Origin of the sequence: Colwellia sp. PAMC 21821 (genome assembly GCF_002077175.1) — a bacterium.
Lineage (GTDB): Bacteria > Pseudomonadota > Gammaproteobacteria > Enterobacterales > Alteromonadaceae > Cognaticolwellia.
In genome coordinates this window covers 1,145,665-1,170,934 of the sequence record NZ_CP014943.1, presented here as the reverse complement: position 1 = coordinate 1,170,934, position 25,270 = coordinate 1,145,665, and the positions used below count along the sequence as shown (strand labels likewise).

General features: G+C 38.4%; 19 protein-coding genes. 14 read left to right on the top strand and 5 right to left on the bottom strand.

Annotation, left to right across the window (positions count from 1 at the left end):
• Positions 1 to 171 precede the first annotated feature (171 nt).
• Positions 172 to 1,755, top strand: a complete 1,584-nt coding sequence (locus tag A3Q33_RS04885) for an isocitrate lyase (RefSeq protein WP_081178976.1) — start codon at positions 172 to 174, stop codon at positions 1,753 to 1,755.
• A 435-nt stretch (positions 1,756 to 2,190) separates the two neighbouring features.
• Positions 2,191 to 4,812 (top strand): TonB-dependent receptor plug domain-containing protein, encoded by a 2,622-nt coding sequence (locus tag A3Q33_RS04880; protein ID WP_081178975.1) that lies wholly within the window; start codon positions 2,191 to 2,193, stop codon positions 4,810 to 4,812.
• A gap of 126 nt (positions 4,813 to 4,938) precedes the next feature.
• Here A3Q33_RS04880 and A3Q33_RS04875 read toward each other — a convergent pair whose 3' ends face one another.
• A complete protein-coding gene (locus A3Q33_RS04875; protein ID WP_081178974.1) occupies positions 4,939 to 5,772 on the bottom strand; it encodes an AraC family transcriptional regulator in 834 nt (277 codons plus the stop codon).
• A gap of 195 nt (positions 5,773 to 5,967) precedes the next feature.
• Here A3Q33_RS04875 and A3Q33_RS04870 point away from each other — a divergent pair, with 195 nt between their 5' ends.
• From A3Q33_RS04870 to A3Q33_RS04840, 9 genes are all read left to right on the top strand, one after another.
• Positions 5,968 to 6,636 (top strand): glutathione S-transferase family protein, encoded by a 669-nt coding sequence (locus A3Q33_RS04870; RefSeq protein WP_081178973.1) that lies wholly within the window; start codon positions 5,968 to 5,970, stop codon positions 6,634 to 6,636.
• A 380-nt stretch (positions 6,637 to 7,016) separates the two neighbouring features.
• Positions 7,017 to 7,511: a (2Fe-2S)-binding protein gene (locus A3Q33_RS04865; protein ID WP_081178972.1), complete on the top strand. Its 495-nt coding sequence runs from the start codon at positions 7,017 to 7,019 to the stop codon at positions 7,509 to 7,511.
• 6 nt (positions 7,512 to 7,517) lie between these two features.
• Positions 7,518 to 9,803 (top strand): xanthine dehydrogenase family protein molybdopterin-binding subunit, encoded by a 2,286-nt coding sequence (locus A3Q33_RS04860; RefSeq protein WP_155866703.1) that lies wholly within the window; start codon positions 7,518 to 7,520, stop codon positions 9,801 to 9,803.
• Between the two features lie 330 nt (positions 9,804 to 10,133).
• A complete protein-coding gene (locus tag A3Q33_RS04855; RefSeq protein ID WP_231295842.1) occupies positions 10,134 to 11,921 on the top strand; it encodes an ABC transporter transmembrane domain-containing protein in 1,788 nt (595 codons plus the stop codon).
• A 619-nt stretch (positions 11,922 to 12,540) separates the two neighbouring features.
• On the top strand, positions 12,541 to 12,684 hold the full coding sequence (locus A3Q33_RS20575; protein WP_155866702.1) for a hypothetical protein: 144 nt from the start codon (positions 12,541 to 12,543) through the stop codon (positions 12,682 to 12,684).
• A gap of 57 nt (positions 12,685 to 12,741) precedes the next feature.
• Positions 12,742 to 12,876, top strand: coding sequence for a hypothetical protein (locus A3Q33_RS20930; RefSeq protein ID WP_286160898.1), 135 nt, complete (start codon positions 12,742 to 12,744; stop codon positions 12,874 to 12,876).
• 402 nt (positions 12,877 to 13,278) lie between these two features.
• The gene (locus A3Q33_RS04850) at positions 13,279 to 13,776 is read left to right on the top strand and encodes a hypothetical protein (protein WP_081178970.1); all 498 of its coding nucleotides are present in this window, start codon (positions 13,279 to 13,281) and stop codon (positions 13,774 to 13,776) included.
• Between the two features lie 422 nt (positions 13,777 to 14,198).
• A complete protein-coding gene (locus tag A3Q33_RS04845) occupies positions 14,199 to 14,864 on the top strand; it encodes an endonuclease/exonuclease/phosphatase family protein (RefSeq protein ID WP_353615519.1) in 666 nt (221 codons plus the stop codon).
• Positions 14,865 to 15,167: 303 nt separating this feature from the next.
• The gene (locus A3Q33_RS04840; protein WP_081178968.1) at positions 15,168 to 16,673 is read left to right on the top strand and encodes a protein adenylyltransferase SelO; all 1,506 of its coding nucleotides are present in this window, start codon (positions 15,168 to 15,170) and stop codon (positions 16,671 to 16,673) included.
• A 171-nt stretch (positions 16,674 to 16,844) separates the two neighbouring features.
• Here A3Q33_RS04840 and A3Q33_RS04835 read toward each other — a convergent pair whose 3' ends face one another.
• The 3 genes from A3Q33_RS04835 to A3Q33_RS04825 all read right to left on the bottom strand — a co-directional run bounded on the left by A3Q33_RS04835 (position 16,845) and on the right by A3Q33_RS04825 (position 19,884).
• On the bottom strand, positions 16,845 to 17,351 hold the full coding sequence (locus A3Q33_RS04835) for a YfiM family lipoprotein (protein ID WP_081178967.1): 507 nt from the start codon (positions 17,349 to 17,351) through the stop codon (positions 16,845 to 16,847).
• A gap of 314 nt (positions 17,352 to 17,665) precedes the next feature.
• Positions 17,666 to 18,181 carry a hypothetical protein gene (locus A3Q33_RS04830; RefSeq protein WP_081178966.1) on the bottom strand — a complete coding sequence of 172 codons (516 nt, stop codon included), beginning with the start codon at positions 18,179 to 18,181 and terminating at the stop codon, positions 17,666 to 17,668.
• A gap of 425 nt (positions 18,182 to 18,606) precedes the next feature.
• On the bottom strand, positions 18,607 to 19,884 hold the full coding sequence (locus A3Q33_RS04825; RefSeq protein ID WP_196798050.1) for a sensor domain-containing diguanylate cyclase: 1,278 nt from the start codon (positions 19,882 to 19,884) through the stop codon (positions 18,607 to 18,609).
• A gap of 371 nt (positions 19,885 to 20,255) precedes the next feature.
• Between A3Q33_RS04825 and A3Q33_RS04820 the strand changes: the two genes are divergently transcribed.
• The 3 genes from A3Q33_RS04820 to A3Q33_RS04810 are packed head-to-tail and all read left to right on the top strand — an operon-like array spanning position 20,256 to position 23,597.
• Positions 20,256 to 21,437 carry a sensor histidine kinase gene (locus A3Q33_RS04820; protein WP_081178964.1) on the top strand — a complete coding sequence of 394 codons (1,182 nt, stop codon included), beginning with the start codon at positions 20,256 to 20,258 and terminating at the stop codon, positions 21,435 to 21,437.
• Positions 21,438 to 21,442: 5 nt separating this feature from the next.
• Complete coding sequence (locus tag A3Q33_RS04815; RefSeq protein WP_081178963.1) at positions 21,443 to 21,880, top strand: response regulator; 438 nt, start codon at positions 21,443 to 21,445, stop codon at positions 21,878 to 21,880.
• Between the two features lies 1 nt (position 21,881).
• On the top strand, positions 21,882 to 23,597 hold the full coding sequence (locus A3Q33_RS04810; RefSeq protein ID WP_081178962.1) for a two-component system response regulator: 1,716 nt from the start codon (positions 21,882 to 21,884) through the stop codon (positions 23,595 to 23,597).
• Positions 23,598 to 24,114: 517 nt separating this feature from the next.
• Here the strand turns inward: A3Q33_RS04810 and A3Q33_RS04805 are convergent.
• Positions 24,115 to 25,230, bottom strand: a complete 1,116-nt coding sequence (locus A3Q33_RS04805) for a DUF3083 family protein (protein ID WP_081178961.1) — start codon at positions 25,228 to 25,230, stop codon at positions 24,115 to 24,117.
• Positions 25,231 to 25,270 lie beyond the last annotated feature (40 nt).

Below are 25,270 nucleotides of genomic sequence, written 5' to 3'. Positions count from 1 at the left end.
AGAGTTATTACACCATTATTCACTTTGTGAATGGTAAGGATGTTGAATATATATTTTGTTTATTCATGAATGTTGGTTTAGTATTTATGTTGTCCGGTGTGATAGCTTACATAAGCAGTTACATCATCAAACATATAAATACTGTCAGTTAAAACTTTTGGAGAAAGTGATATGTCTAATTATCAAAGTGCAATAGAAGCAGTTAAAGAAATTAAAGAAAAAGCTGGCAGTTCTTGGGATGCCATTAATCCAGAGTCTATAGCCCGTATGCGAGCACAGAATAGATTTAAAACTGGTTTAGACATTGCGCAATATACTGCAGATATTATGCGTCGCGATATGGCTGCATTCGACGCTGATAGTTCTAAGTACACTCAATCATTAGGTTGCTGGCACGGTTTTATTGGCCAACAAAAAATGATTTCTATTAAGAAGCATTTTGATGGTCAAACAGATCGTCGTTACTTGTATCTTTCAGGTTGGATGGTTGCTGCACTGCGCAGTGAGTTTGGTCCGCTTCCTGATCAATCTATGCACGAGAAAACTTCTGTAGCTTCTTTAGTTGCCGAACTTTACACTTTCCTACGCCAAGCAGATGCACGCGAATTAGGCGGTCTTTTCCGTGAATTAGACGCAGCGTCTGACAGCGATAAAGCTGCCATTCAGCACAAAATTGATAACCATGTAACTCACGTTGTTCCAATTATTGCTGACATCGATGCAGGTTTCGGTAATGCTGAAGCAACTTACCTAATGGCGAAGCAAATGATCGAAGCTGGTGCTTGTGCTTTGCAAATTGAGAACCAAGTTGCTGATGAAAAGCAATGTGGACATCAAGACGGTAAAGTAACGGTTCCTCATGCTGATTTCCATTCTAAAATTCGTGCATTACGTCACGCTTTCTTAGAATTAGGTATCGATAACGGTATTATCGTTTCACGAACCGACTCTGAAGGTGCAGGTCTTACAAAAGAAATTGCGGTTGTTAAAGAGCCAGGCGATCAAGGCGATATTTATAACTCTTTCTTAGACGTTGAAGAAATTGACGTAGCTGACATGGCTGAAGGCGATGTATGTTTCAATCGTAACGGCAAGCTTGTTCGTCCTAAGCGCCTACCTTCTGGTTTATACCAATTCCGTCAAGGCACGGGTGAAGAGCGTTGTGTATTTGACAGCATTGAAGCTATTAAAGCGGGTGCAGACTTACTTTGGATTGAAACGGCAACACCAAACGTTGCTGACATCACTGCAATGATGAATGAAGTACGCAAAGAAATTCCAAATGCTAAGCTAGTTTACAACAACAGCCCATCATTTAACTGGACATTGAACTTCCGTCAACAAGCCTACGACAACATGGTTGAAGCCGGTGAAGACGTATCTAACTATGTTCGTGCAGATTTAATGAATGTTGATTACGATACTACTGAACTTGCGACAGCCGCAGATGACAAAATCCGTAGCTTCCAATCAGATACAGCACGTGAAGCCGGTATTTTCCATCACCTAATTACATTGCCAACATACCATACGGCCGCGTTATCTACCGATAACCTTGCTAAAGAATACTTTGGTGATGCGGCTATGCTAGGTTATGTTGAAGGTGTTCAACGTAAAGAAATTCGTCAAGGTATTGCCTGTGTTAAACATCAAAACATGTCAGGTTCAGATATGGGTGATGATCACAAAGAATACTTTGCTGGTGAAAACGCACTTAAAGCCGGTGGAGCGAAAAATACCTCTAACCAGTTTTAATAACATATCAACTTAACTGTTGGTTTGTAGAAGAGACCCAACCAAAGAAAAAGTACTGTGTTAAAGCAGTAATGCCAAGAAGTTAAGAAAATTTAACTTATAAATTGGCAATAAAACCAAAATCCGATGAAACGTTTTCATCGGATTTTTTTTTGTAAACATTTTTAGAACTTTATAATTTCGAACTGTTTCTGGTGGTTATTAAACTAAAATCAGTAATTTTTCGTGGTTAAATTTCAATTGGTTAACATAACTTTACATCTTAGGTGGATGATATCAGTGGTTAACCTGTTAAATCTGTATTTTTTTTGTTATAAAATCACTTGATTTATTTTAGTTAAATCGTATTTTATTGAGATTAAGTAACATAAGTTCATATAAAAACAAATAACTGTAAAAACAAGTAACTATAAAAGCATAAAAGGAAGTTAAAACATGAAACTCTTAAATAGTCGTAAACACACGCTTGCCCTTAGTATTACCGCGGCACTATTCGCTTCACAAAGTCATCTTGCCATAGCGGCAGAAAAACAAAGCGTAGAAAGAATTGAAGTTACCGGTTCTCATATCAAGAGAACAGACATGGAAGGTCCATCGCCTTTAACCTCACTAAGTGCTGAAGATATCGCCAATAGCGGGGTTACTGATCTGATCGGTCTTTTTACTAAGTTACCTATGGCGGGACAAGGTACTTTTTCAACGCAAGGAAACAGTAGTGACAATACCAGTAATGGTGGTTCAAGTGTTTCATTACGTGGTTTGGGTGCAGACTCAACATTAATATTAGTGAATGGTCGTCGCGTTTCTGTTTCACCATTTGCGAATAATATTGATACCGCCTTTGTCGATATCAACAATATTCCTTTAGCGGCTATCAAGCGCGTTGATATTCTAAAAGACGGTGCGTCAGCAACTTATGGTTCAGATGCTGTTGCCGGTGTTATTAATATCGTTTTACGTGACGATGTTGAAGGCGCTGAAGTTGCCGTAAAATTCGGAGATACAGCTGACGGTGGTGGTGAAGAAAAAAACATCAGCATTGTTTGGGGTAACTCAACAGAAAAAAGCAGCCATACATTTGCATTAGATTACTTTGAACGTGAAGAAATTCTTTATGCTGATCGCGACTATTCGAAATCGGCTAACCAACAAGCATTAAGACCGAATGACCCATTTGCAACTGACTTTAGAAGTTCATCAGGGTTCCCCGGCACTATAGCCTTAGCGAGTGACTCAACTAATCGTATGCCTGACACCTTTGGTAATGATGTTTGTGCTGAGGAAGATATTGTCGGTAACCTTTGTCGTTATGATTATGCTCCAGTCATGACTTCTGTTCCGGCAACCGAACGCGCTAGTTTTATTTATTTAGGTAAATATGAAATTAATGACCATTTACGTGGTTTTGCGGAATTAAACGGTCAACATTCTAAAACGACAATCCGTGGTGCCGGTAGCCCAAGCTTTAATGAATTATTTATGTCTGGTGATAATGTAAATCACCCGTTTGCATTGATGCCGACGCATGAATTTTATCAGCAAGACTTAACCATGCGCCGACGTATGCTTGATATTGGCAATCGTGAAAAGCGCGTTACCTCTGACTACTATCGCTCAATTATTGGCTTACAAGGTGAGATCAACGATTGGAGCTGGGAAGTCGCTTATAACTACATTAAGAGCACATCGACAGAGCGTGGCGTAAATGGTTTCCCTAATTCACGTCGCACGCAAGAAGCGATTGATAGTGGTTTATGGAACCCGTTCGAACCCTCTAGCAACAGTCAAGAATCATTAGACTTTATTGAAACAACCACGACACGTATTGGTAAATCAACCAGTAAGTCTTTTGATGGTAAAATCAGCGGTTCAGTCATGGAAATGGAGCATGGTGACCTAGGTTTAGCGGTGGGTGTTGAATACAGAGAAGAGAGTATTAGCGATAATCCAGATGATCAATTCTTACGTGGCGAAGTCTTTGGTACAGAAGCAACCCAAGCAAATGGTTCGCGTGATAATACCTCTATTTTTGCAGAATTGGCCATTCCAGTACTTGATACATTAGAAGTGCAGGTTGCGGTTCGTCATGAAGACTACAGTGATTTTGGTACTACAACGGATCCAAAAGTTGCTTTTATTTGGCAACCAACTGAATCGTTATCTTTACGTGGTTCATACGGTACGGCGTTTAGAGCCCCGTCATTACACCAAATTGGCTTAGGTAATACTGATGAGTCACCTAACTTGGTTGATACAGTACGTTGTGATGCTGTTGGTAATATTAACAAAGCCTGTGAGCCACAAGAGTATACTGCTGTGCTTTCAGGCAATGACGATTTGGGTCCTGAAGAATCGACTAGCTATAACTTAGGCTTAATCTATGAAATCGCCGATAACATGGACTTTTCAATAGATTATTATGATTATGATATTGAAAATGTAATTACTAAAGATACCCAGTTTAAATTCAGTACGTTAGGGAATGATCCTTCGGTAGTTGAACGTTTACCATCAACTATTGCTGGCGACCCAGGTGAAGTTGTTCGTATCTTCGATCAATATGAAAACATCGGAAATATCACTACTTCTGGTTTAGATATCGAAGCTAATTACGGCTTGGAAACTGATATAGGTGAATTCAAATTTACTTATGTAGTTAATTACGTTTTATCTTATGAAGATGCGCGTCCGAATGCTGATGGTTCTATGCGTATTGATACCCAAGAAGGTGACTTTGAACAACCAGAAGTTCGTTGGACGTTCAACACAACTTGGATACAAGGTGATTGGAACGCAAGTATGGCGATAAACTATATTGGCGAATTTAAGCAAGATGACTCAGTTGCTACTGAAGGTATGAGTGATATAGATTCATGGACAACGGTTGATACCACAGTGAATTATATCGGGATTGAAAATACTACCTTGAGTATAGGTGCCACTAACTTGTTTAATGAAGAACCACCGTTTGCTTATCATGATTTTATGGGCTTTGCGAATAGCACTCACAATAGCCAAGGTCGCTTTTTGTACGTTAAAGCAAGCTACAAGTTTTAAATAACGGCTAGTATTTAACAATATTAATAAGCTCTTACTTAGGTAAGAGCTTTTTTTTTGCTATTTTTTAGACTAAATAGGTTGGTATATAAATAGGTTGGTATATAAATACTTTGGCTGTGTTACTTACACCGAGTCAGCTGTCAGCGCAGTGCCTTGATGTTTAATCATTTGTCTAAAAGCACCGGGTGTAATGCCATAGCGGCGCTTAAAGTGTCGATAAAAATGACTCAAATTACTAAAGCCGGTCGCAAAAGCCACTTCTGTTATATCGGTGTTTGAGTTTGCAAGTAGTTTAGCAACGGCATCGCAGCGTACTTTGAGGAGATATTCAATAACACTAAACCCGGTATGCTGACGAAATTGACGAGCAAAATGACTTCTTGAAATATTGACTTGTTTTGCCACCATTTCTAGCGTGATGTCCATGGCATAGTTGTCGTGAATCCAGTTCTGAGCTGTTGTCATTCTTTGTGATGACTGCGCATTTGTTTTCTGCTCATAACCTGCACCACTAACATGAATTAGCAATAACCTTAAGTATAAGTTCTCTTTTAAACTGGTAAATAAAGGTGAGGTGGAATCGGGTGAAGCTGCAATTTCATGGGCAGTTTTAAGTATTTCCTGTGTGCTGTTATCTGTGTCTAATAGACTATTGTTTATTAGAAAATCGCCTTGAGATAACGAATTTAGAAATAGCCGGTTGGTAGGATTTGACAAAGTATCGAATGAGGGCGGATCAATGCAGGAAAAAAGCAATTTTGTCTCGATTTTTTTATCGATACAAATAGAATGTGAGTATTGAACAGGGATAAAAACAGAGTGCCCAGCCGATAACGTATGTAATTCATCATTAATGCAGATGTTTACACTTCCTTGTAAACAGACCACCAACTCATGCAAGTTGTGGTGGTGTTGCTTGATGTCTTGTTCAAGCACAACACTGGAAGTCCAAAGCATTAAAATAGTCCAATAGTATAATTATAGGGTTCAATGCTATGCGACACCATGCAATAAAGATACTAAAATAATGTAAACGTAGCACTATTGTACTTTTAGTTGTAATTCTAGCAAGCGTGTTGTGAAGAAAATGGTCTGCTTTGGCAATTTAATGGCAATAGCTCAGCCAAATATTTTACTTTATTGGAGAAAATTATGATTGTTGTACATCATCTGAATAACTCTCGCTCTCAACGAGTGCTTTGGGCTTTAGAAGAGCTTGGCGTTCCTTATGAGATAAAACATTATAAACGTAATCTCAAGACTAACTTAGCGCCTACTAGTCTTAAAAAAGTCCATCCTTTAGGTAAATCTCCCGTGATAACGGATGGTGATATTACGGTTGCAGAATCTGGCGCCATTATTGAGTACCTTGCTCAAACTTATGGCCAAGATCATTTTATCCCTGAGGCAAAAACACAAGCACATCGTCAGTATTTATATTGGCTGCATTTTGCTGAAGGAACACTGATGCAACAATTGTTGTTAAAACTCATTTTAGAGAAAGCAGTGCAACGTTCAATGCCTTTTCTGATTAAGCCTATAGCAAAAGGCATTATGAAAAAAATAATGGCTGGATACGTTGGGCCGAATATCAAAGCTAGCTTAGATTTAATTGAAAACCATTTAAAAAATAATGAATGGTTTGCCGGAAATGAGCTTTCAGGCGCTGATATTCAAATGAGCTTTCCTTTAGAGGCATGGGCGGCAAGAAAACCTGCTGACCAAAATTATCCGACAATTGTTGCGTTTGTTAAGCGCTTTCAAGCTCGGGAAGCTTATCAAAAAGCCTTGAAATCAGGCGGAACTTACGATTTTGCTTAACCCTTTGCTTAATCCTTTGTTTAAATTAAAGTCCCAAGTGAAAAGAGCCAAATCAAAAGTAATAAAGAAATACGGGAAATTTAGTCTATAAACAAGTAGATAGAAAGCCATTGTTAGCTTTACTTTAATATATAGCCTTATGTGATCCTACACGTCGGAAATAGAGTATTAGAAATTGAACACCAAAGAAGAATCGCCAAAGCTGTTCTTGCCGTTCTAACCAAGCTTATTTCGGGCGTTCGCTTTTCTTAAAGCATCGCGTTACCCATTAGTTGTGATTGTTAAATCATTGCAAATAAAAATCAACCACTTCGTTAAGTGGTGTACTTAATAATTATATGAGTTGTTAATGTTACAACTCAGTTTTGAGAGAGAAAACTATGATTGAATTCAAGTTAAATGGAAACAAGGTTTCCTCTGCTGCAGATGTGAACACACCATTGTTATGGGTTATCCGTGATGAATTTGGTTTTAAAGGCACAAAATTTGGTTGTGGTATTGGCATGTGTGGTGCCTGTACTGTGCACATGGGCGGAGCACCTGTTCGAACATGTTCTTTTCCATTATTAGCCGCGGCAAATAAAAATATAACCACGATTGAAGGGTTAGATAACAAACATCCATTACAAAAAACATGGATTGAAGAACAAGTGCCACAATGTGGCTACTGTCAGTCGGGACAAATTATGCAAGCCGCTACTTTGTTGGCAAACAACCCGTCACCGAGTGACCAAGAAATTGTGGATCATATGAGCGGGAACTTATGCCGTTGCATGGCTTATGTTCGCATCAAAAGTGCCATTAAAAGTGCAGCTGACGTTATGTCAGCCGAAGTGCAAACTTTTGACCCGCGCGCTTCAACGCAACAATCATAAAGGCGAATGACAATGAAAAATATTAAAGATGCAAAAAATAATGTCAGCTTATCTCGACGTCGCTTTTTAGTTGGTACGGTTAGCGGTTCACTGTTAATGGCATTTGCGCCATTGGTGAGTGCATCCGGCTTAAGTAAAAGCCCGCAAGAAACACTGAAAAATAAATTATTTTCCCCAACGGTTTGGTTCGAAATAAACCCTCAGGGAGAAATTAATATTAATATTGCTAAGGCAGAAATGGGCCAACATGTTGGCACAGCACTAGCACGCGTTGTTGCAGATGAATTAGGCGCAGATTGGTCTACAGTGTCGATCACTCATGTAGATACCGACCCTAAATGGGGTTATATGGTCACAGGTGGCTCTTGGTCTGTATTTCAATCATTTAAACCACTATCTCAAGCCGGCGCTGCAGGCCGTATTGCTTTAATTGAGGCAGCAGCCAAAATATTAAATTGCCCTGTGGAAGAATGTAGAGTTGAGAACGGTGCTGTATTTTGTAAAGAAAGCTCTATTAGCTTTGGCGACATTGTGGCTAAAGGCACCTTTAACCGTACTTTTACACCAGAAGAAATCAACGCTTTGCCGCTAAAGCCTGCCAGCAAAAGAACATTAGTAGGCAAACCTAGCTCAGCACTAGATATTCCCGCTAAAACTAATGGTTCAGCCGTTTATGGTATTGATATTGAATTGAAAGGCATGGTTTATGCTCGCCCAATTATTCCACCAACTCGCTATGGCAGTAAAGTCACGAAAGTTGAGGATAGCGCGGCACAGAAGATAAAAGGTTATCTTGGCTACCATATTCTACAAGACCCAAGCGAAAATATTCAAGGTTGGGTTGCCGTTCATGCAGACACTTATTATGGCGCGATTAAAGCGGCTGATGCGTTAGATGTTAGCTATCAAGCAGGTGAAACAGCTAAGGTTAGTGAAGACGATATTCTCAAAGAAGGCGCGCGTTTAGTTGCCGACAAGAGTGAAGGCGGCTTGTTTGTCGATGAGGGTGATTTCGTCGCAGCAAGTGATAAAGCGGCAAACACCATTGATGCGGTTTATCGAACCCATACGGCTTTGCATTTTGCATTAGAGCCGGTAAATGCCACGGTTGAAGAAAAAGATGGTCATTGGCATGTTTATACTGGTAATCAATGGCAATCGTTAACGTTACCGGCGATAGCCAAAGCGCTACAGGTATCTGACGAAAATGTTGTTATGCATCAGCAATACTTGGGTGGTGGCTTCGGTCGACGTTTATTCGGTGATTACGCGATACCGGCGGTATTAACGGCTAAAGCGATTGGGAAACCGGTGAAAATGGTCTTTACCCGAGAAGATGACTCTCGATTTGATCAACCCAGATCCCCATCAGTTGTATCATTTAAAGCACTATTTGATAAAAATAATAAATTTACCGGCATGGAGCATGCTCTTGCGGCTGGTTGGCCAACTTTGTCAATGGCACCCGGTTTTATGCCTGAGAGCCTAGATAAAAAAATTCGGGTAGATCTATTTTCAACCAGTGGCACAGACCATTGGTACAGCATGGAAAATCACCGTGTACGAGCGATTAATAATAAATTAGCACAAAAAACCATTTTACCGGGCTGGTTGAGATCAGTAGGGCAGGGTTGGATTATTTGGGGGCTAGAATCATTTATTGATGAAATTGCTCATCAGGTAAAAGTGGATCCTATTGATTTTCGTTTATCAATGCTCGACGGTTTAGGTAAACAAGCAGGTAAAGCCCCTGAAAGTGTTGGCGGTGCCAAGCGATTAGCAAATGTACTGACAATATTGCAGCAAAAAACCAAAAACGTTAAATTAGCAAAAAATGAAGCTATTGGTGTTGCCGTAAGTGCTGGACAAGAAAGAACCATGCCGGCATGGATGGCTTGTGCGGCGCAGGTTCATGTAGAACCGAGTTCTGGAAAAATAACGGTTAAAAAGCTCACTATGATTGTTGATGCGGGCGTTATTGTTCATCCTGACGGTGCCTTAGCACAAGTACAAGGTTCGATGTTATGGGGAACAAGCTTAGCATTACACGAGCAAAGTCCAATTGAAAATGGTCAGGTGAGTAACATCAACCTAAATACCTACTCTCCCTTACGCATGAACGATGTGCCTGAATTAGACATTGAATTTGTCGAAAGTGAAGAGTTTCCTGTTGGCTTAGGCGAACCTGGCGTGGTGTCTATTGCGCCAGCTATTGCCAATGCTATTTTCCAAATCACAGGGGTTAGGGTGAGAGACTTACCTATTACTTCAGCGGCTATAAAAAATGCTTAAGTAATATAGTGTTGTGACTTGAACGCTGAATATTGGCGTAACGAGTACAAGTTTTAAAACCCTTAGTTTTGGCATTATGCTACTAAGGGTTTTTTATTGCCTTAACAGCTGTTGATAACCAGATATAACCTGATATAAGCAGACGTAACCAAGATTAAAGTAGCCTTTGAATTATATCTAACACGTTTTAGAACCTATTTATTCAAGCTTAGGTGCAATTAATAAGTGGCGTATTCACTTGAATTATCACTTTTTATAACCATCTCTAGTAAAAGCTTAACACCCTAAGAGCCCATCGTGAGCAACAATAACAAGACCATCAATCAAGCTATTTCAGATGAAAGTTCCTCAAAAAATAAGCCCAAAGCTTTCACCAGTTTACTGCCTATTTTTGCTTTTATAAAACCATACAAGCTGATGTTAGCGTTGGCATTATTAGCGTTGCTAATTACCGCGGCGGTTAACTTGTCTTTAGGGCAAGGGGTAAAGTTTGTTATCGATAGCGGCTTTATTGCCGGTTCACTTGAGCAATTACAATCGGCTATTTTAGTCTTAATAGGTTTAATTAGTTTGCTCGCTATAGGTACCTTTAGTCGCTTTTATTTAATGTCTTGGCTAGGTGAACGCGTTAGCGCAGATATTCGCAAAGCTGTTTTTAACCGCATTGTTACTTTGCATCCAAGCTATTTCGAAGAAAATCGCAGCGGCGAACTCATGTCGCGTTTAACCACCGATACCGCTTTATTACAGTCAATTATTGGTTCTTCATTCTCGATGGCACTGCGCAGTGTTTTAATGCTCATTGGCGGATTAGTGATGTTAATGGTGACTAATTTTAAATTAACCCTCTTTGTTATTCTCTCTGTGCCCGTTATTTTAATACCTATGATGATTTATGGCCGAAAAGTCAGAAAATTAGCTGAAAGCTCACAAGCGGCGATCGCCGATGTCGGTACTTATGCCGGTGAAATTATTCAAAATATTAAAGTGGTGCAAAGTTATACCCATGAAATAAAAGAGCAACACGCTTTTGCTGACGAAGTAGAAAAAGCGTTTTCTGTTGCCAAAAGGCGCGTAAAACAACGTTCAACCTTAATTGCTATTGTTATATTTCTCACTTTTGGAGCGATTAGCGGTATGTTATGGGTTGGTGGCATGGATGTGTTAAAAGGTGAAATGAGTGGCGGTGAATTAGGCGCCTTTGTATTTTACGCAGTAATGGTAGCTATGTCGGTGGCAACGGTGGCAGAAGTCTATGGTGAATTGCAACGAGCAGCGGGCTCAGCAACGCGACTGTTAGCATTACTTGAAATTGAAAGTGATATTAAAGAATTAGTTTCTCCGAAAGTGCTCAATAATAATGCTCAAGCGGTGATCAGTTTTAAAGGTGTCGACTTTTGTTACCCGTCTAGGCCAGACAGTGCAGCACTTAGTCATATCAATTTAGCCATTCCTACCGGAAAAATTGTCGCTTTAGTCGGGCCTTCGGGGGCTGGTAAAACAACGTTATTTGAATTATTACAACGTTTTTATGATCCGCAAAAAGGCAGCATTAGCTTTAATGATACCGATATTACCGAACTAAAATTAACTGATTTGCGTCAAGCAATGGGTATGGTGCCGCAACATCCGATACTGTTTAGCTCCGATGTATGGCACAACATACGCTATGGCAAGCCTGAAGCGAGTGATGGTGAGGTTATTAGCGCCGCAAAAAAAGCGCATGCTCATGAGTTTATTGAACAATTACCTCAAGGTTATGACAGCTTTTTAGGCGAACAAGGAGTGCGCTTATCCGGCGGACAAAAACAGCGCATTGCTATAGCACGAGCGATATTAAAAGACCCTGCTGTATTACTGCTTGACGAGGCAACCAGTGCCTTAGATGCCCAAAGTGAATACCACGTACAAGCCGCATTAGATGAATTAATGACCAATAGAACCACATTAATAATAGCCCACCGACTAGCAACGGTAATTCATGCGGATTTAATTGTTGTTATGGATCAAGGTAAAATTGTTGATACAGGAAATCATAAGTCGCTGTTAAAAAGCTCTAAACTCTATCAAAGGCTTTGCGAGTTGCAGTTCGATAAAGCTAATGAAGACTCTACTTAATCCGAAATAACATTAACTAACTTACAGTCAATGAGCTAAGGTTATTAATAATTTAATAATTCAATAATTCAATAATTCAATAATTCAATGATGAAATTAATAACTTTTATCTGCAAGTTCGAAATAAATAAATCATAAATACTTGTACAAATCCGCTTTGCTAACTCTGTGTAAAATATTCGTTCGAAAATGTAAATCTTACTGAATCCTAAAGATCTAACACTGGCGTTATTGAATGCCTGGATATTGTGAACTAACTTCTCATAGCCAGACATACAGTGATGCGTATGCTGGCATCCAAAAGCATAAGCACTGGTCCGTATTTTGCTAATTAGTCATGACGTAAATATTTAATTAAGACCAAAATAGCCCCAAGCAGTGATGTTAACCTAATTTACTAATGATACTACTATTGGAACAAGCACAGGTGTTTCAACCACTACTGGGTATAGTAAACCGGTTGTCCGCCTTATCAGTTTTGGGGGCAATCTTTGCAGGTGTTAGCTTACTATTCGCCTCAAGTTAGCTGTTAGTACTTCTTGGCTCTGCGATCGATGTCGCCGTTGATGCAGATCTTAGCGTAATAGATGACGGTATTGGTCTTGGTGCTATCATTTGGATGTTGCGAAGTACGATTATTTGGATGTTGCGAAGTACGATTATTGCAATATTAGCCGGGGGAATGTTAGCGGCGAAATTATCAAGAACAGTTGATGATCGTATCGGCGACTTACATGGTTTTACAGTATGGTCGAGTCAATAGATAACTAAGATAAAATAGTGAATTAACTTATATTAAAATTAAAATGAGGAAAAGATCATGAGAATAGGCTTATTAGGATTAGTTATTATACTGTTAGTGGCAGCCGCAGTAGTTAAGAATGTGGCCATTGGCGGTTTAGGTGGATTGTTATTACTTGTAGTGTTGATATTATTTTTAAGCGGTAGACTCTAATTTGAGACGCTAGTATTCATTATAAAGACTAAAAGTACAACGCCATAAGCTTGATAGCTTATGGCGTTTTTATAATAAGTAAATAGTAATTTAATGAGTATTACTTTGTAAAAAATTTTGTACAACAGCCTCTTTAACCTATATGGAGGTGACTATGTGCAGCGACGGTCACAAGCGGGTACTTACTAGATGGATTTCTCCTGTTTATCTTAGGTTGTGTAAAGCAATAACTTCAAAAATATTGTAAAAATTACAATGTGACTGCATATCGATTTTTGCTTTTATTTTAAGTCGTTGTTTTTAAGTTATATTTTTATAATTCGTTAATGGCAAATAATTTGCTTATTAAATTAATGAAAATTAATTATTTTTATTAAATATTTAAACAATAAGGAGTTAATTATGAGCGACGTAATAACAGGTTTATTTGAAAATCAACAAGATGCAAGTGCTGCAATTCATTCATTAGAGCATAAAGGTGTTGATGCGAATGATATTTCGCTAGTAGCAAATGAGTCTTTAACCAAAGACAGCTTTGCTGTAACCGATAGTTCCAAATTACCTGAAGGTTTTGCCATCGGTGCCGCATCAGGTGGTGCATTAGCTGCTATTGTAGCGGGCCTTACAGCTGTTGGAACAGTGGCTACAGGTGGTGTTGGTTTACTCGCTAGCGGACCATTAGTTGCGGCCTTAGCTGCTGGTGGTGCAGGTGCAGCAGCAGGTGGTTTAGTGGGAGGAGCAATTGGTTTTACTATTCCTGAACACGAAATAAAATATTACGAAGACGCAATAGAAAAAGGTGCGGTGCTCGTAGGTGTTAACTATGAAAATGACGATATCAAAGATTTAATTAAGCAAACATTTGAAACATTCGATGCTACTAAAGTTTCCAGTGCTTAAAATAAATTGTATGATTTAGTTCGTCAAAAAAGAGCATTATTGCTCTTTTTTTCTTTAATTTTTTATTGTAAAGGGAACGCCTGAACGGGTGTTAGCATAAAATGCACATTATTTTGATCATATTAACGAGCGCTTTATTCATGGTTACTTTTGCTCCTCTTTTACCATCTAATCATTGGTTATTCCGAGTGTGGGAATTTCCAAGGGTTCAGATATGTGCATTAGTACTCCTCAATATGCTTGCGTGTTTATATCTACTGCCAAGTGAACTAGGTTATGCCCTAGTAGCAATAAATGCAGTGCTCCTTATCTATCAGGTTTTTTGGATATTTCCATTCACTTGGTTAGCACCTGTCCAAGTAAGCGGTGTAAGCTCAAATGTCAGTGCACCTAAGCTAAAGGTTATCACGAGCAACGTATTGATGACGAACCGATCATCAGATAAATTATTGGCTTTGGTTAGCGAGTATCAACCGGACGTCTTAGTGACACTGGAGTCCGACATATGGTGGCAAAACTCCCTTAGTTCACTGCACGACGATTATCCATACAGAGTTGCAAAACCGCTTGATAATTTGTATGGCATGCATCTTTACAGTAAACACAAGTTAGAAAACTTGACCGTAGTAGACTTAATTAAAGCAGATATTCCATCTATACATTGTGACCTTATTTTGAATGAAAGTATCAGAATTAAGTGTCACTTTCTTCATCCTGAACCTCCTAGTCCTACAGAAAGTAAGGTCGCAACGCCCCGAGATCGTGAATTGTTGCTTGTTGCTAAACAGGTTAGCCCCAGACAAGAGCCAACGATTGTCACTGGCGATTTAAATGACGTAGCCTGGTCCCCGACCACTAGGGCCTTTCGCCATAAAAGTGGGTTACTGGATCCAAGAGTTGGCCGAGGTTTTTTTAATACGTTCCACGCACAACATACATTAGCTCGTTGGCCATTGGATCACATTTTCCACTCTGCACATTTCCAGCTTATTGAGCTTAAGCGTTTACCCAGTATAGACTCTGACCATTTTCCACTATATAGCAGTTTCGCCATAACAAGTGAACTTGCAAGCCAGACTAAAGGTTGAAGGTATGAAGCGTTATTCATTAAAGTGGAATAACTCGGAAGCTTATCTTTATTTAGGTAGGTTAATTCGTATCAAACAATCCCCAGATCCCAACAACCTTAAACGCATATCTGTAAGCCATTTTTTATAAAGAGGGTAAATCTAGCTATCAAGCCCTAATTGGCATGTCATTATTGCTTCTAGTTATTATGGGTGGCATAGTTTAATTGTATAGTTAAATAGCATAGTTAATTGTGATTAACGCATTGTAAAAAAACGCATTGAATAAAACGCATCGAATAAAAATTTTACCAAGAGAAATAAATGTCCCTAAACCTGTCTAATAATTATCAAGCACTTGGCGCTAAATTTTCAGAGCCAACATTGCCAGCACCTGTGTCTCAACCCTCATTATTATTGTGGAACGAAACGTTAGCTAAAACGTTAACTATCCCTTTTAGTCAAGACAATGACGCTGAACTCATCGCGCAATACTTCTCAGGTAATAAACTCATTGATGGAAGCAAACCCGTTGCTCAAGCTTATTCAGGTCATCAATTTGGTCACTTTAATCCGCAGCTTGGCGATGGTCGGGCACATTTATTAGGTGATATTGCAGATATTGAGGGGCAACGTTGGGATATTCAGCTTAAAGGCTCAGGCGTCAGTGCTTTTTCACGTCAAGGTGATGGTCGTTGTGCGCTTGGTCCAGCCCTGCGCGAATATATTATGAGTGAAGCTATGTTCGCACTTGGTGTGCCCACTACGCGTTGTTTAGCGGTGGTTACTACTGGTGAAAGTGTATATCGCGAGCGACCTTACATGGGGGCTGTGGTTACACGTGTTGCGGCAAGTCATATAAGAGTGGGGACTTTTCAATATTTCGCGGCACGTGGCGACACTGACTCGCTTTCAAAATTGATAAATTATGCTATAAATCGTCATTTTCCAGCATTGCGTCTTGAAGAAAAAACACCAACAAAGGTAGATCTTGATGAGAAATCAACGGCTAATGAGCTTGATAGCGAACAAGTACTTAAATTTTTCTCTGCGGTGTTGTCAAAGCAAGTTCCATTAGTGCTGTCATGGTCAAGGGTCGGTTTTATTCATGGTGTAATGAATACAGACAATACGACTATTTCAGGTGAAACCATAGATTACGGCCCTTGTGCCATGATGAATAGCTATGATGCAGACACTGTGTTTAGCTCAATTGATCGCAATAGTCGTTATGCTTTTGGTAAACAGATAGGCATTATGCAGTGGAATATGACGCGACTAGCCGAAACCTTATTACCCTTAGTAGCTAGCGATGAAGATGAAGCCGTAGCGAAAATAGAGCCCTTATTAACGCAATTTCATCAAGACCTTCAGCAAGGCAACTTGATTATGATGGCGGCTAAAATTGGTATTGATGAGCCCGAGCAAGGTGATGCTCAGTTGATTAATGACTTACTGGCCATTATGCAAAAGCAAAAGTTAGATTACACACAAACTTTCGCAGCTTTAACTTATTCATTGAACAAAAGACAGATTGAAGAACCCATTATTGAGGCGCTTAATGAATGGTTACCGCGTTGGCATACACGTATTGAGCCATTTAAAACGGCTGCACACCAGTTAATGGTGAGCATTAATCCTGTTGTTATTCCAAGAAATCATCATGTTGAAGCTTTATTAGACGCTTGCCAAGAAACTGGTGATTTAACGGCGCTAAATAAGTTTTTGGCCGTATTGCGACAACCTTATACAGAAATCCCAGAGACTAAAAACTATCAAGATGCACCCGTTGACGGCGATACAAATTATCATACCTATTGCGGTACTTGATCTGGCATTAAGCTTTACATTAGGAATAGCTAATAGGAATAGCTAATAGGATAAGCAACTAAAATAAAGGAACAGCTATGACACTCATGGCTGTTTAGGCAAATTAACAACTAGCTAATTAATATTGCCTGTTAGTTTTATGCATAATTAGCTGCAGGGTATCATTGTAAGTTATTGAATTTGATATAAAGGTATTTGTAATAGTTGCTCGTCGATATGGCTCAACATCGCAATATAATGTTGTGATTGTACATCTTGGTAGTGCTTTTTAAATGCTTGTTGTGTTATCCCCTCAGGTAATTTTGCTAATGCTGGGATGATAGCCGACTCACTATTGGCTTGCGCTAAACTCGCCTGTACTAATAAAGCGCTGTTATTTGACTGGGTTGATATCATGGCGAATTTTGTTCCTGCGCGATCCGCCATTAAATCAGCAAAGCTAAAGCCACTGCCGCCTTGATTCGAGTCTAAAAATTCTTTTAGTTCACCAATAGCATCACTGGCATTACTATTACCAAATAACTGTAAAGCAATGGAATAAATAAAGTGCTTTTGAATGTCAACACGATCTCTTAAGGTAACACTCCTTTGTAATTTCATTCGTTGTAAAGCTTGTTCTGATGAATAATGCGAAATTTCACCAATCAACAATTCAAAAGCATCTGTGCCAAAGTACAACACTAATGCCGTTAACGCGGCTTTATTTTCTACCGCGGCTTGTGCTCCTATGCGGGCACTGCGTTTTTTAGCAACTGAAAATACATGCGCAATATAAGGGGCTAGCGATTTTTTATTGTCGTTGCTTGCAATAAAGTTGAGTAATGCTTGGTGATAAAAGCGAATATCGTCAACATTTCCAAATAATGCAAATTTGTCACGTAATGCAAATAAAGATGCTTTAGCGGTTTTATTGTTGTTATGCAGGCTGTCGGGTATTTCAATATTAACATGCAGACTTGAAGGCGAAATATCAACCTTAGAAATAATGTTGATTAAAGAAATACCAAACTCTTTTTTATATAGTTTTCGCTGACTAATTCAGCTAGCACAATTAACCAATTACCAGGTATTGGAATACTTCCTATATAGGCTGTGTCGAGGTCTAATCCTGTTTGAGAAGCATTTAAGGTAAGTTCTATATTTAAAAAACGAATGAGCTTAGGTAAAGGTAACTCAAGGGAAAGCCGAAAAAATCCTTGGCCTTCTATCAACACAATGTTTGAAATAAGCTGCGGAATAGCACGGTGACCTAACGCACTGAGACCATCAATTTCATTTTGAGTAACGCTTAATATTACCGGCTGATTGTTTGACTCATCTGTTTGCACTGATTTAATGGTTTGTACAAGACGCTGTAATGTATTCTTGTTCTCAGTGGCGAAGTTAGCATCAATTTGATGAACCGCCTTTATATGTGGCGACGGCTGTAAGGCGAGCAATATTAGCGCAAAGACTAAAACGGTTAAGGATAATAAAATATAAAATGTGCGTTTTACGATAACTTTCAAACTTCGGCCTTAGCTAAATTTTATAAAAAAATTGTGACGTTATCACTTTATAAACCAGCTAATAAGGGCGAATTCAAAAGTTATAAATATGCTGTAACAACTAGAATAGCTATTATAAGCAATTGAAAAATGACTACAAGTTATTAGCCTCTAAAAGCCATCAGGCAGTAATGCTCAATCCTAGCTATGGCTAAATATCGCTTACAGTTAATCTACTTTAGTTAAGTATAAACTAAGCCTAAGTTAAGCATAAGTTAAGCCTAAGCTAAGCAGATTGTATTTAGGGTTTATAAGAACAGTCAAATCTCGTCGATTGAGGGGGTATTATTGAGCTGTGATCATTGTTAAATTATTTAACTGTATCTGAGCTAATAACGATTAAGGTTTGTCTCATAGGAGGACAGTTTAAGTATTGTGTAAAACTATTACAAACACACTTTATTTCGTCCTGTGTCTTTTGCTTGATATAAGTATTTGTCTGCCTGCTTGAGCATAGCGTCTAAGTTATATTCTGAATTTTTTTCACTTTCAGTCAAGCCAACACTAATGGTGAATTTTATTAGATACTCGCCCTCAATGCTTATAGTGTTTTTCTCTACAGTATCCCGAAACATATCTAGCTTTTCTTTTGCACTTAGCAGGTTTGAATCAGTTAATAGTACACAAAACTCCTCACCACCTAATCGCCCAATAATGTCGCTATCTCTAAAACATTCGCACATTATTTTCGCGAATTCCTTTAACACCTCGTCGCCAGTATGGTGGCCATAATTATCATTGATAGCTTTAAATAAATCGATATCAATCATCGCTAAACTGACTGACTTTATGTTCCTTTTTGCGTAGGAAAGTGACGCTTTTGCTGCCTCAAAAAAACCTCTTCTGTTGAGAAACGAAGTGAGTGGATCACGCACGCTAAGTTCTTTTACTAGCTTTTCTCGCTCTATTTGTTCAGTTACATCACGCTCTACTGCAGCAAAATAAAACACGTCATTAAACTCATTTTTCATTGGCACAATATTCATATCTAACCAATATTCTTGTCCCGACTTTGAGTAATTTAATATTTGTGCTTTTACGGGGAGTTGTTGAGATAATGCTTTGTGAATTTTATAGGTTGTTTCATTACTGGTGTTTGGACCTTGTAAAATTCGAGGGGTTTGACCTATTACCTCTTCTTTTTTATAGCCAGTTAAATCAGTAAAAGCTTGGTTAACATAAACTATTTTCGGACCTTGGTCTTTAAAGGGAGCCGCTTCAGTTACCACAATAATGTCATTAGCCAGTTCGACAATATCTTCAAAGGGAATAATTTTTTTTTGTCGAGTAATATCTAAAAAGCTGACCACGATTTGTTTAATTTGATGCTGGTCGTCAAACTCTGGATAAACATTACAAATTACCCAAGTCACTTTTTCAGATGAACTGTCTAAAATGCCCACTTCCAAATTAGTGATCGGCGCTTTGGTCCTAATGACGCTGTTCACTGGGAAAGTGTCAATACTCATGACTTGGCTGTGTTTATCAACAAATCGCCAGTTAGGGTCAAGGGCATCTTTTCCTAATGCTTGACTCCTACTTAGTCTTAATAACTCTAATGCTTTGGGATTAGCATAACTTATTTTGGTATCGTTACTGTGCACAACCACACCTGTGTGGAGGTTTTCTAACAGAGCTGCAGAATCAAATTGTGATAAATTCACTTGTTTGCCCATAAATGAGGAAGTTTATAAATTAAGAATAAAAGAGCTGTATCTTAGAGTCAATTCTAATAACCGAATGCTCTGCCTGTTTGGCCTATAAACGCTTAACAATAGTTGTTTTTTTGGCAAAGCTTGAGCTTTATAAATAGTGTATTAATCACTAGGTTGTTATACAGATAGTGTTCATGGTTATTGTGCTATAACGTCCAATAAGGGAACGAACTTAAGTAAACTTGTTCTCCTCGCCAATCTGCTAATTTAGCACTACAGTTATTTTAGTACCAAATTATTTTCTGGTTTTAATTATTGGCTTTTAAACTATATTTTAGTATAAATTATAGTCTAGCAAAGTCATTGGAAAGTTATAATTTATGTTAAAAACATTGTTTTCAAATGAATTCATGCCACACGGCATGTGCTATATGTGGCGGCCAGAATTACTTTGGCTACATGTTATTTCCGATGCGTTGATTTTCCTTTCGTACACAAGTATACCCATTACGCTTGTCTATATTTTGCGTATGCGCAAAGATTTAATTTTTTCGAACGTTATGGCGTTATTTGGCGCCTTTGTATTATTGTGTGGTTTTACCCATTTATTAGCGGTGTGGAATGTCTGGAACGGCACCTATTGGTTAAGTGGTGGGATGAAAGCGATGGCCGCAATTGTTTCAGTGGCTACGGCCTATATGTTGTGGAAGCTAGTACCTACCTTAAAAAATATTCCGACTGTTGAAAAACTTAAAGTTGAAGTTGAAAAACGTGAAGCAGCAGAAGAAAAGTTGCAAGAAAAAGCCAGAATATTAGCCATTGAATCTAAAAGATTAAATGACTTAAATGACGAATTAGAAGCTTATGCCTTTGCATCATCACATGATCTTAAATCACCTTTGCGGGGTATTAGACAGTTAGCGAGCTGGATTGAAGAAGATTTACACGCAGAGGGGTTCACTTTACCTGAAGATTGCCGTGAACATTTTGATGTCATGAAATCAAGAATAACCCGTATGGAAAATTTGTTAGATGACTTACTCGCTTATTCAAGAGCGGGTCATATTTCAGGTGAACTGACATCAATTAATGTTAAGAATTTATGTTTTGAGTTACTTGAACTGTTAAATACTACATCAAAAGTCACTTTGCATATTGATGATAATATTGAAGATTTTAAGTCATTTCAGGCCCCGTTAGCGTTAGTATTTCGAAATTTATTAGACAATTCAATTAAGCATAATAATAAAAAAGGGGGCAATATTTGGCTTGATATTATTGAGAAAGATAACTATTTTGAATTTAGTATGAAAGATGATGGTCCAGGTGTAAACGCCAGTGACTTTGAACGGATAACGCGAATTTTTAGTACGTTAAAAGCAAAAGATGAAGTTGAGGGAAGCGGTATGGGGCTTGCTATAATACAAAAAATTATTAATAAGTTTGAAGGTTCATTAAGTTTTGCTAGTGAGCAAGGCGAAGGCTTAACGGTAATATTTACTTGGCCCAAAGAACATCATTTAAAAATGCTAATGGCCGCTGAAGTATCACAAAGGGGTTAGGGGGTATGGCAGAAAACTATAACGAAGTTACTATCTTAATTGTTGATGATGATGACCTTGACGTCATTGGTATTAAACGAGCGTTTAAAAATACACGCATTGAAAACCCGGTTGAAAGAGTTAGAAATGGTGTTGAGGCCCTTGAGATATTAAGAGGTAAATTGGCAGGTAAATCTATCATCGTATTGTTAGATTTAAATATGCCCGTAATGGGGGGATTTGAGTTTTTAAACGAGATACGACATGATGCAGAATTAAACAGCATCATAATATTTGTTTTAACCACGTCTAAATCTGACGAAGATAAGTTAGCCGCATACGCAAAAAATATCGCGGGCTATGTGGTTAAGTCAGAATTAGGTACTTCTTTTCAAAAACTGATCGATTTGTTGACTGCTTATTGGCACATTATTGAATTTCCTGATATTAAAGGTAAGGTTTAATTTGAAGATTTTACTAGTTGATGACGATCGCGTTGATCGAATGGCCACTAAAAGACTGTTAAAACAATCAGATTTCGATCTGGAGATAACAGTAGCTGTTACGGGCTATGAAGCCTTAAGTGGTATGCAGTCAACAGAGTATGATCTAGTATTGTTAGATTACAATCTACCTGACTTAACCGGGTTGGAGGTTTTACAGCATGCCACTAAAAGTGGCATCGGCAAAACCGCCATTATATTTTTATCAGGTATAGAGAATGAGGCCTTGGCACAGCAATGCTTAGAGCTTGGCGCGCAAGACTTCTTATTAAAAAAAGATATTAACCCAGCACATTTACGCAAGGCGATAACGCACTCGAAACTTCGCCATGCTAACGAAATGCAATTAGACAAAAACCGTTTAGACATGCAAAACCTTGCTGAGCATGACCAATTGACTGGCCTGCTAAACCGATATGCATTTGAAGCCAGACTAACAACAACAAAGTCGATGAGAGAACGATTAAGCAGTGGTTTAAGTCTAATGTTGCTTGATTTAGATAATTTTAAATGGATAAACGACACCCACGGTCATGACCGAGGCGACGAAGTTTTAATTGAAGTTGCCAAGCGCCTACAAAGTGTATGCCGTGAGGAAGACTACCTATGCCGCTTAGGGGGCGATGAGTTTGCACTGGCTATCATGTGTCAGGAAGATGACTATTCATATGTAGTCGCAGAACGAATATTTACCGCATTTAAACGTCCTTATGAAATGAAAAATTTAGTCGTCAATATTGAGTGTAGTATTGGTATCGCTGACTTTACGGATGAAAAAGATATATTAAATGATGTGCTAAAAAAGGCCGATCTCGCTATGTATAGAGCGAAATCGGATGGTCGAAATCGTTTTCACTACTTTAATGAAACATTGCAAGATATAGCTGAACGCCGAATTTCAATTGCGGCGGAGTTACGGAACGCTATTAAATATGACGAGTTCGTAGTTTATTATCAGCCTCAGTTATCAGCCGACAGTAATACAATAGTTGGTGCAGAAGCATTAGTTCGGTGGCGGCATCCTGAACGCGGCATACTTGGCCCACAGGAATTTTTAGATATTGCTGAAGAAACCGGCTTAATTGAAGAAATAGACCAAATCGTTATGGCAAAAGCTTGTAGTCAAAGGAGCGCTTGGCAAAAAACACTAATAAAAAATACAGACTTCAAAATTGCTATTAATATTTCAGCTAGGCACCTAAAGAGTGATACATTTTTAGATAATGTACAAAAAGTGCTGGCAGAAGTTAATATCGATCCAAATTTGATTGAGCTAGAAATTGTCGAAAGCGAATTAGTACAAGACTTTACCAAAGCCGTAAATGTAATATCTCAATTAAAAGCCATAGGTGTAGATTTAGCTATTGATGATTTTGGTACAGGGTATTCATCTTTAAGCTACCTTAAGCACCTGAATGTACAAACTTTAAAGGTTGATCGCTCTTTTTTGTCTGATGTTCCTCATAACGTAGCCAGCTGTCGGTTGCTGAAAGGGTTGATAAACTTAGGAAAATCAATGGAACTTAAAGTCGTTGTTGAAGGCGTTGAAGATGCTCAGCAATTAAAAAAATGTCATGAATATTTTGGCGATATAGTGCAAGGTTACTACTTTTCGGTGCCATTAAATTCAGAAGACTTTGCCGCATATTACAACCAATATAAAGCAGTTGAAAGGTGACATAATACAACTGGACAATTACATATACTTAATGAAATTATAAATTCTACAATATGGTGTTATTTCTATCATGTTATCTTAAGAAAACCAGTGACTTGTTAATATTAAACATAAGGCTGAACAGGATTTGCTTAATACAATTTTTAACACCAGAACTCAACCAGAGCCCATCGAAAAATTGATATACCTAGTTCCCAAGTTAGTAACTTTTTACCAAGCATCAGGTCGAAGCTCAGTACTTTAATATGTTCAATACTCAGTTTTGCTTACCAATCATAAAACCTTGGTTTCAAACATATGCACTATTGATAAGCTGAAAGATTAAGTATCTTGCTTTTAGGCATCACTGACTTTATTTTGGCAAAATTAATCAAGGCGTTATGGTAGTACTTCACACAATGATGATGCTGTAGATTAAAGGCTGTAGATTAAAGGCTGTTGATTGCAAAGGCAGGCTGGCAGGCGAGAAAGCGCACCTAGTGCCATACTGTTCAGTCCTAGGTGCATACGTCAGGTGTTAAGATAAATTAAAGGCAACATGTTGATGAAAGCGTAAAGTTAATTCATCTTTTTCTGTTGGAATTTCAAGTTCAGTTGCAAATAAACGCATGGCTTGCTCTATTTGATTAACAAATTTAGCATAATTTTGTTCTTCGCCATTTTGGCTGTTAGCAACAAAAATTAATTGCACATTATCGACTAATGTATCTGCTTGCCATTTGCTGACAATACCACATGGACTTTGCTTTGGGTTGTAGCCGAGCATTTGTAATTCGCCAACCTTTGATACTAAGTCATGCAAACTATGTCTAACAAGTGGGACCAAACCATTGGCGATAAGTGCACCATTATTTAAGTTAAAGCGCTTTGCCACTAATGAAAAAGTATCAGTTAAATAGGTATAAAGTGGATTATAGGGATCTGTTGAAGCAGAATCTATATCAACTAACCCAGAGATCCTATGATCAAGTGTTAAGTCGACAATAGCATAAGTAATTGATGAAATATTTTCCGCTAATTTTACATCTTGGCTCGCATACCTTTGTGCTATCGGCCTAAATTTATGTGCCTGGCTTGCGTTACAACCTTTATTTTTAGCAAAAATATCATAGGTTAAATGCTGGTGATCACGCATGCGTATAGCGTTTAATGGCAGCTTTATTTGCTCAGAAAATTCACCTAACAGGGTTTTTACCCGTTGATGAAAGTCTGCCGCACCCGCTCTAATATCAGTACCTGATGCTAAAAAAACTAAGGTAATTTTTTTTGCTCTGTTATTGGCATCAAAAAATGAATTTTGTAATACATGCTGCTGCGGGTCGTAGTAGAAAATTATTTGTTGTTTCGTTTGCCACTGATGCATTTCTTGGCTATAACGTACACGCACTAACTTGTCGTTAGCAACTAATATGCTGTTCGTGATGGTATTATTATTACTTAAAGTAAACAGTAAATCGGCTATCGCTTGGTAACAAGCATAATAATTTATATTACCGTCACTATTAATATGTGTTGGTAATTGCGAAAGCAGTTGATCTGTTAACGTGAATTCAGCCAAAATATACTGATTATCGCGCGCGTTAGCTGGTATATAAGCTTTTGGGGCGGCATTTCGTTTCCTAACTATAGACATAACAACTCCCTGAAAAAATTTAGGCATCAACTTGATACCG

What these genes read in the sequence shown, in the direction of transcription:
- A3Q33_RS04815 (WP_081178963.1), top strand. Translation starts at nt 21,443, where the DNA reads ATGGCAGAAAACTATAACGAAGTTACTATCTTAATTGTTGATGATGAT.
- A3Q33_RS04865 (WP_081178972.1), top strand. Translation starts at nt 7,017, where the DNA reads ATGATTGAATTCAAGTTAAATGGAAACAAGGTTTCCTCTGCTGCAGAT.
- A3Q33_RS04885 (WP_081178976.1), top strand. Translation starts at nt 172, where the DNA reads ATGTCTAATTATCAAAGTGCAATAGAAGCAGTTAAAGAAATTAAAGAA.
- A3Q33_RS20930 (WP_286160898.1), top strand. Translation starts at nt 12,742, where the DNA reads ATGAGAATAGGCTTATTAGGATTAGTTATTATACTGTTAGTGGCAGCC.
- A3Q33_RS20575 (WP_155866702.1), top strand. Translation starts at nt 12,541, where the DNA reads ATGTTGCGAAGTACGATTATTTGGATGTTGCGAAGTACGATTATTGCA.
- A3Q33_RS04875 (WP_081178974.1), bottom strand. Translation starts at nt 5,772, where the DNA reads ATGCTTTGGACTTCCAGTGTTGTGCTTGAACAAGACATCAAGCAACAC.
- A3Q33_RS04845 (WP_353615519.1), top strand. Translation starts at nt 14,199, where the DNA reads ATGACGAACCGATCATCAGATAAATTATTGGCTTTGGTTAGCGAGTAT.
- A3Q33_RS04870 (WP_081178973.1), top strand. Translation starts at nt 5,968, where the DNA reads ATGATTGTTGTACATCATCTGAATAACTCTCGCTCTCAACGAGTGCTT.
- A3Q33_RS04860 (WP_155866703.1), top strand. Translation starts at nt 7,518, where the DNA reads ATGACAATGAAAAATATTAAAGATGCAAAAAATAATGTCAGCTTATCT.
- A3Q33_RS04840 (WP_081178968.1), top strand. Translation starts at nt 15,168, where the DNA reads ATGTCCCTAAACCTGTCTAATAATTATCAAGCACTTGGCGCTAAATTT.
- A3Q33_RS04880 (WP_081178975.1), top strand. Translation starts at nt 2,191, where the DNA reads ATGAAACTCTTAAATAGTCGTAAACACACGCTTGCCCTTAGTATTACC.
- A3Q33_RS04820 (WP_081178964.1), top strand. Translation starts at nt 20,256, where the DNA reads ATGTTAAAAACATTGTTTTCAAATGAATTCATGCCACACGGCATGTGC.
- A3Q33_RS04805 (WP_081178961.1), bottom strand. Translation starts at nt 25,230, where the DNA reads ATGTCTATAGTTAGGAAACGAAATGCCGCCCCAAAAGCTTATATACCA.
- A3Q33_RS04850 (WP_081178970.1), top strand. Translation starts at nt 13,279, where the DNA reads ATGAGCGACGTAATAACAGGTTTATTTGAAAATCAACAAGATGCAAGT.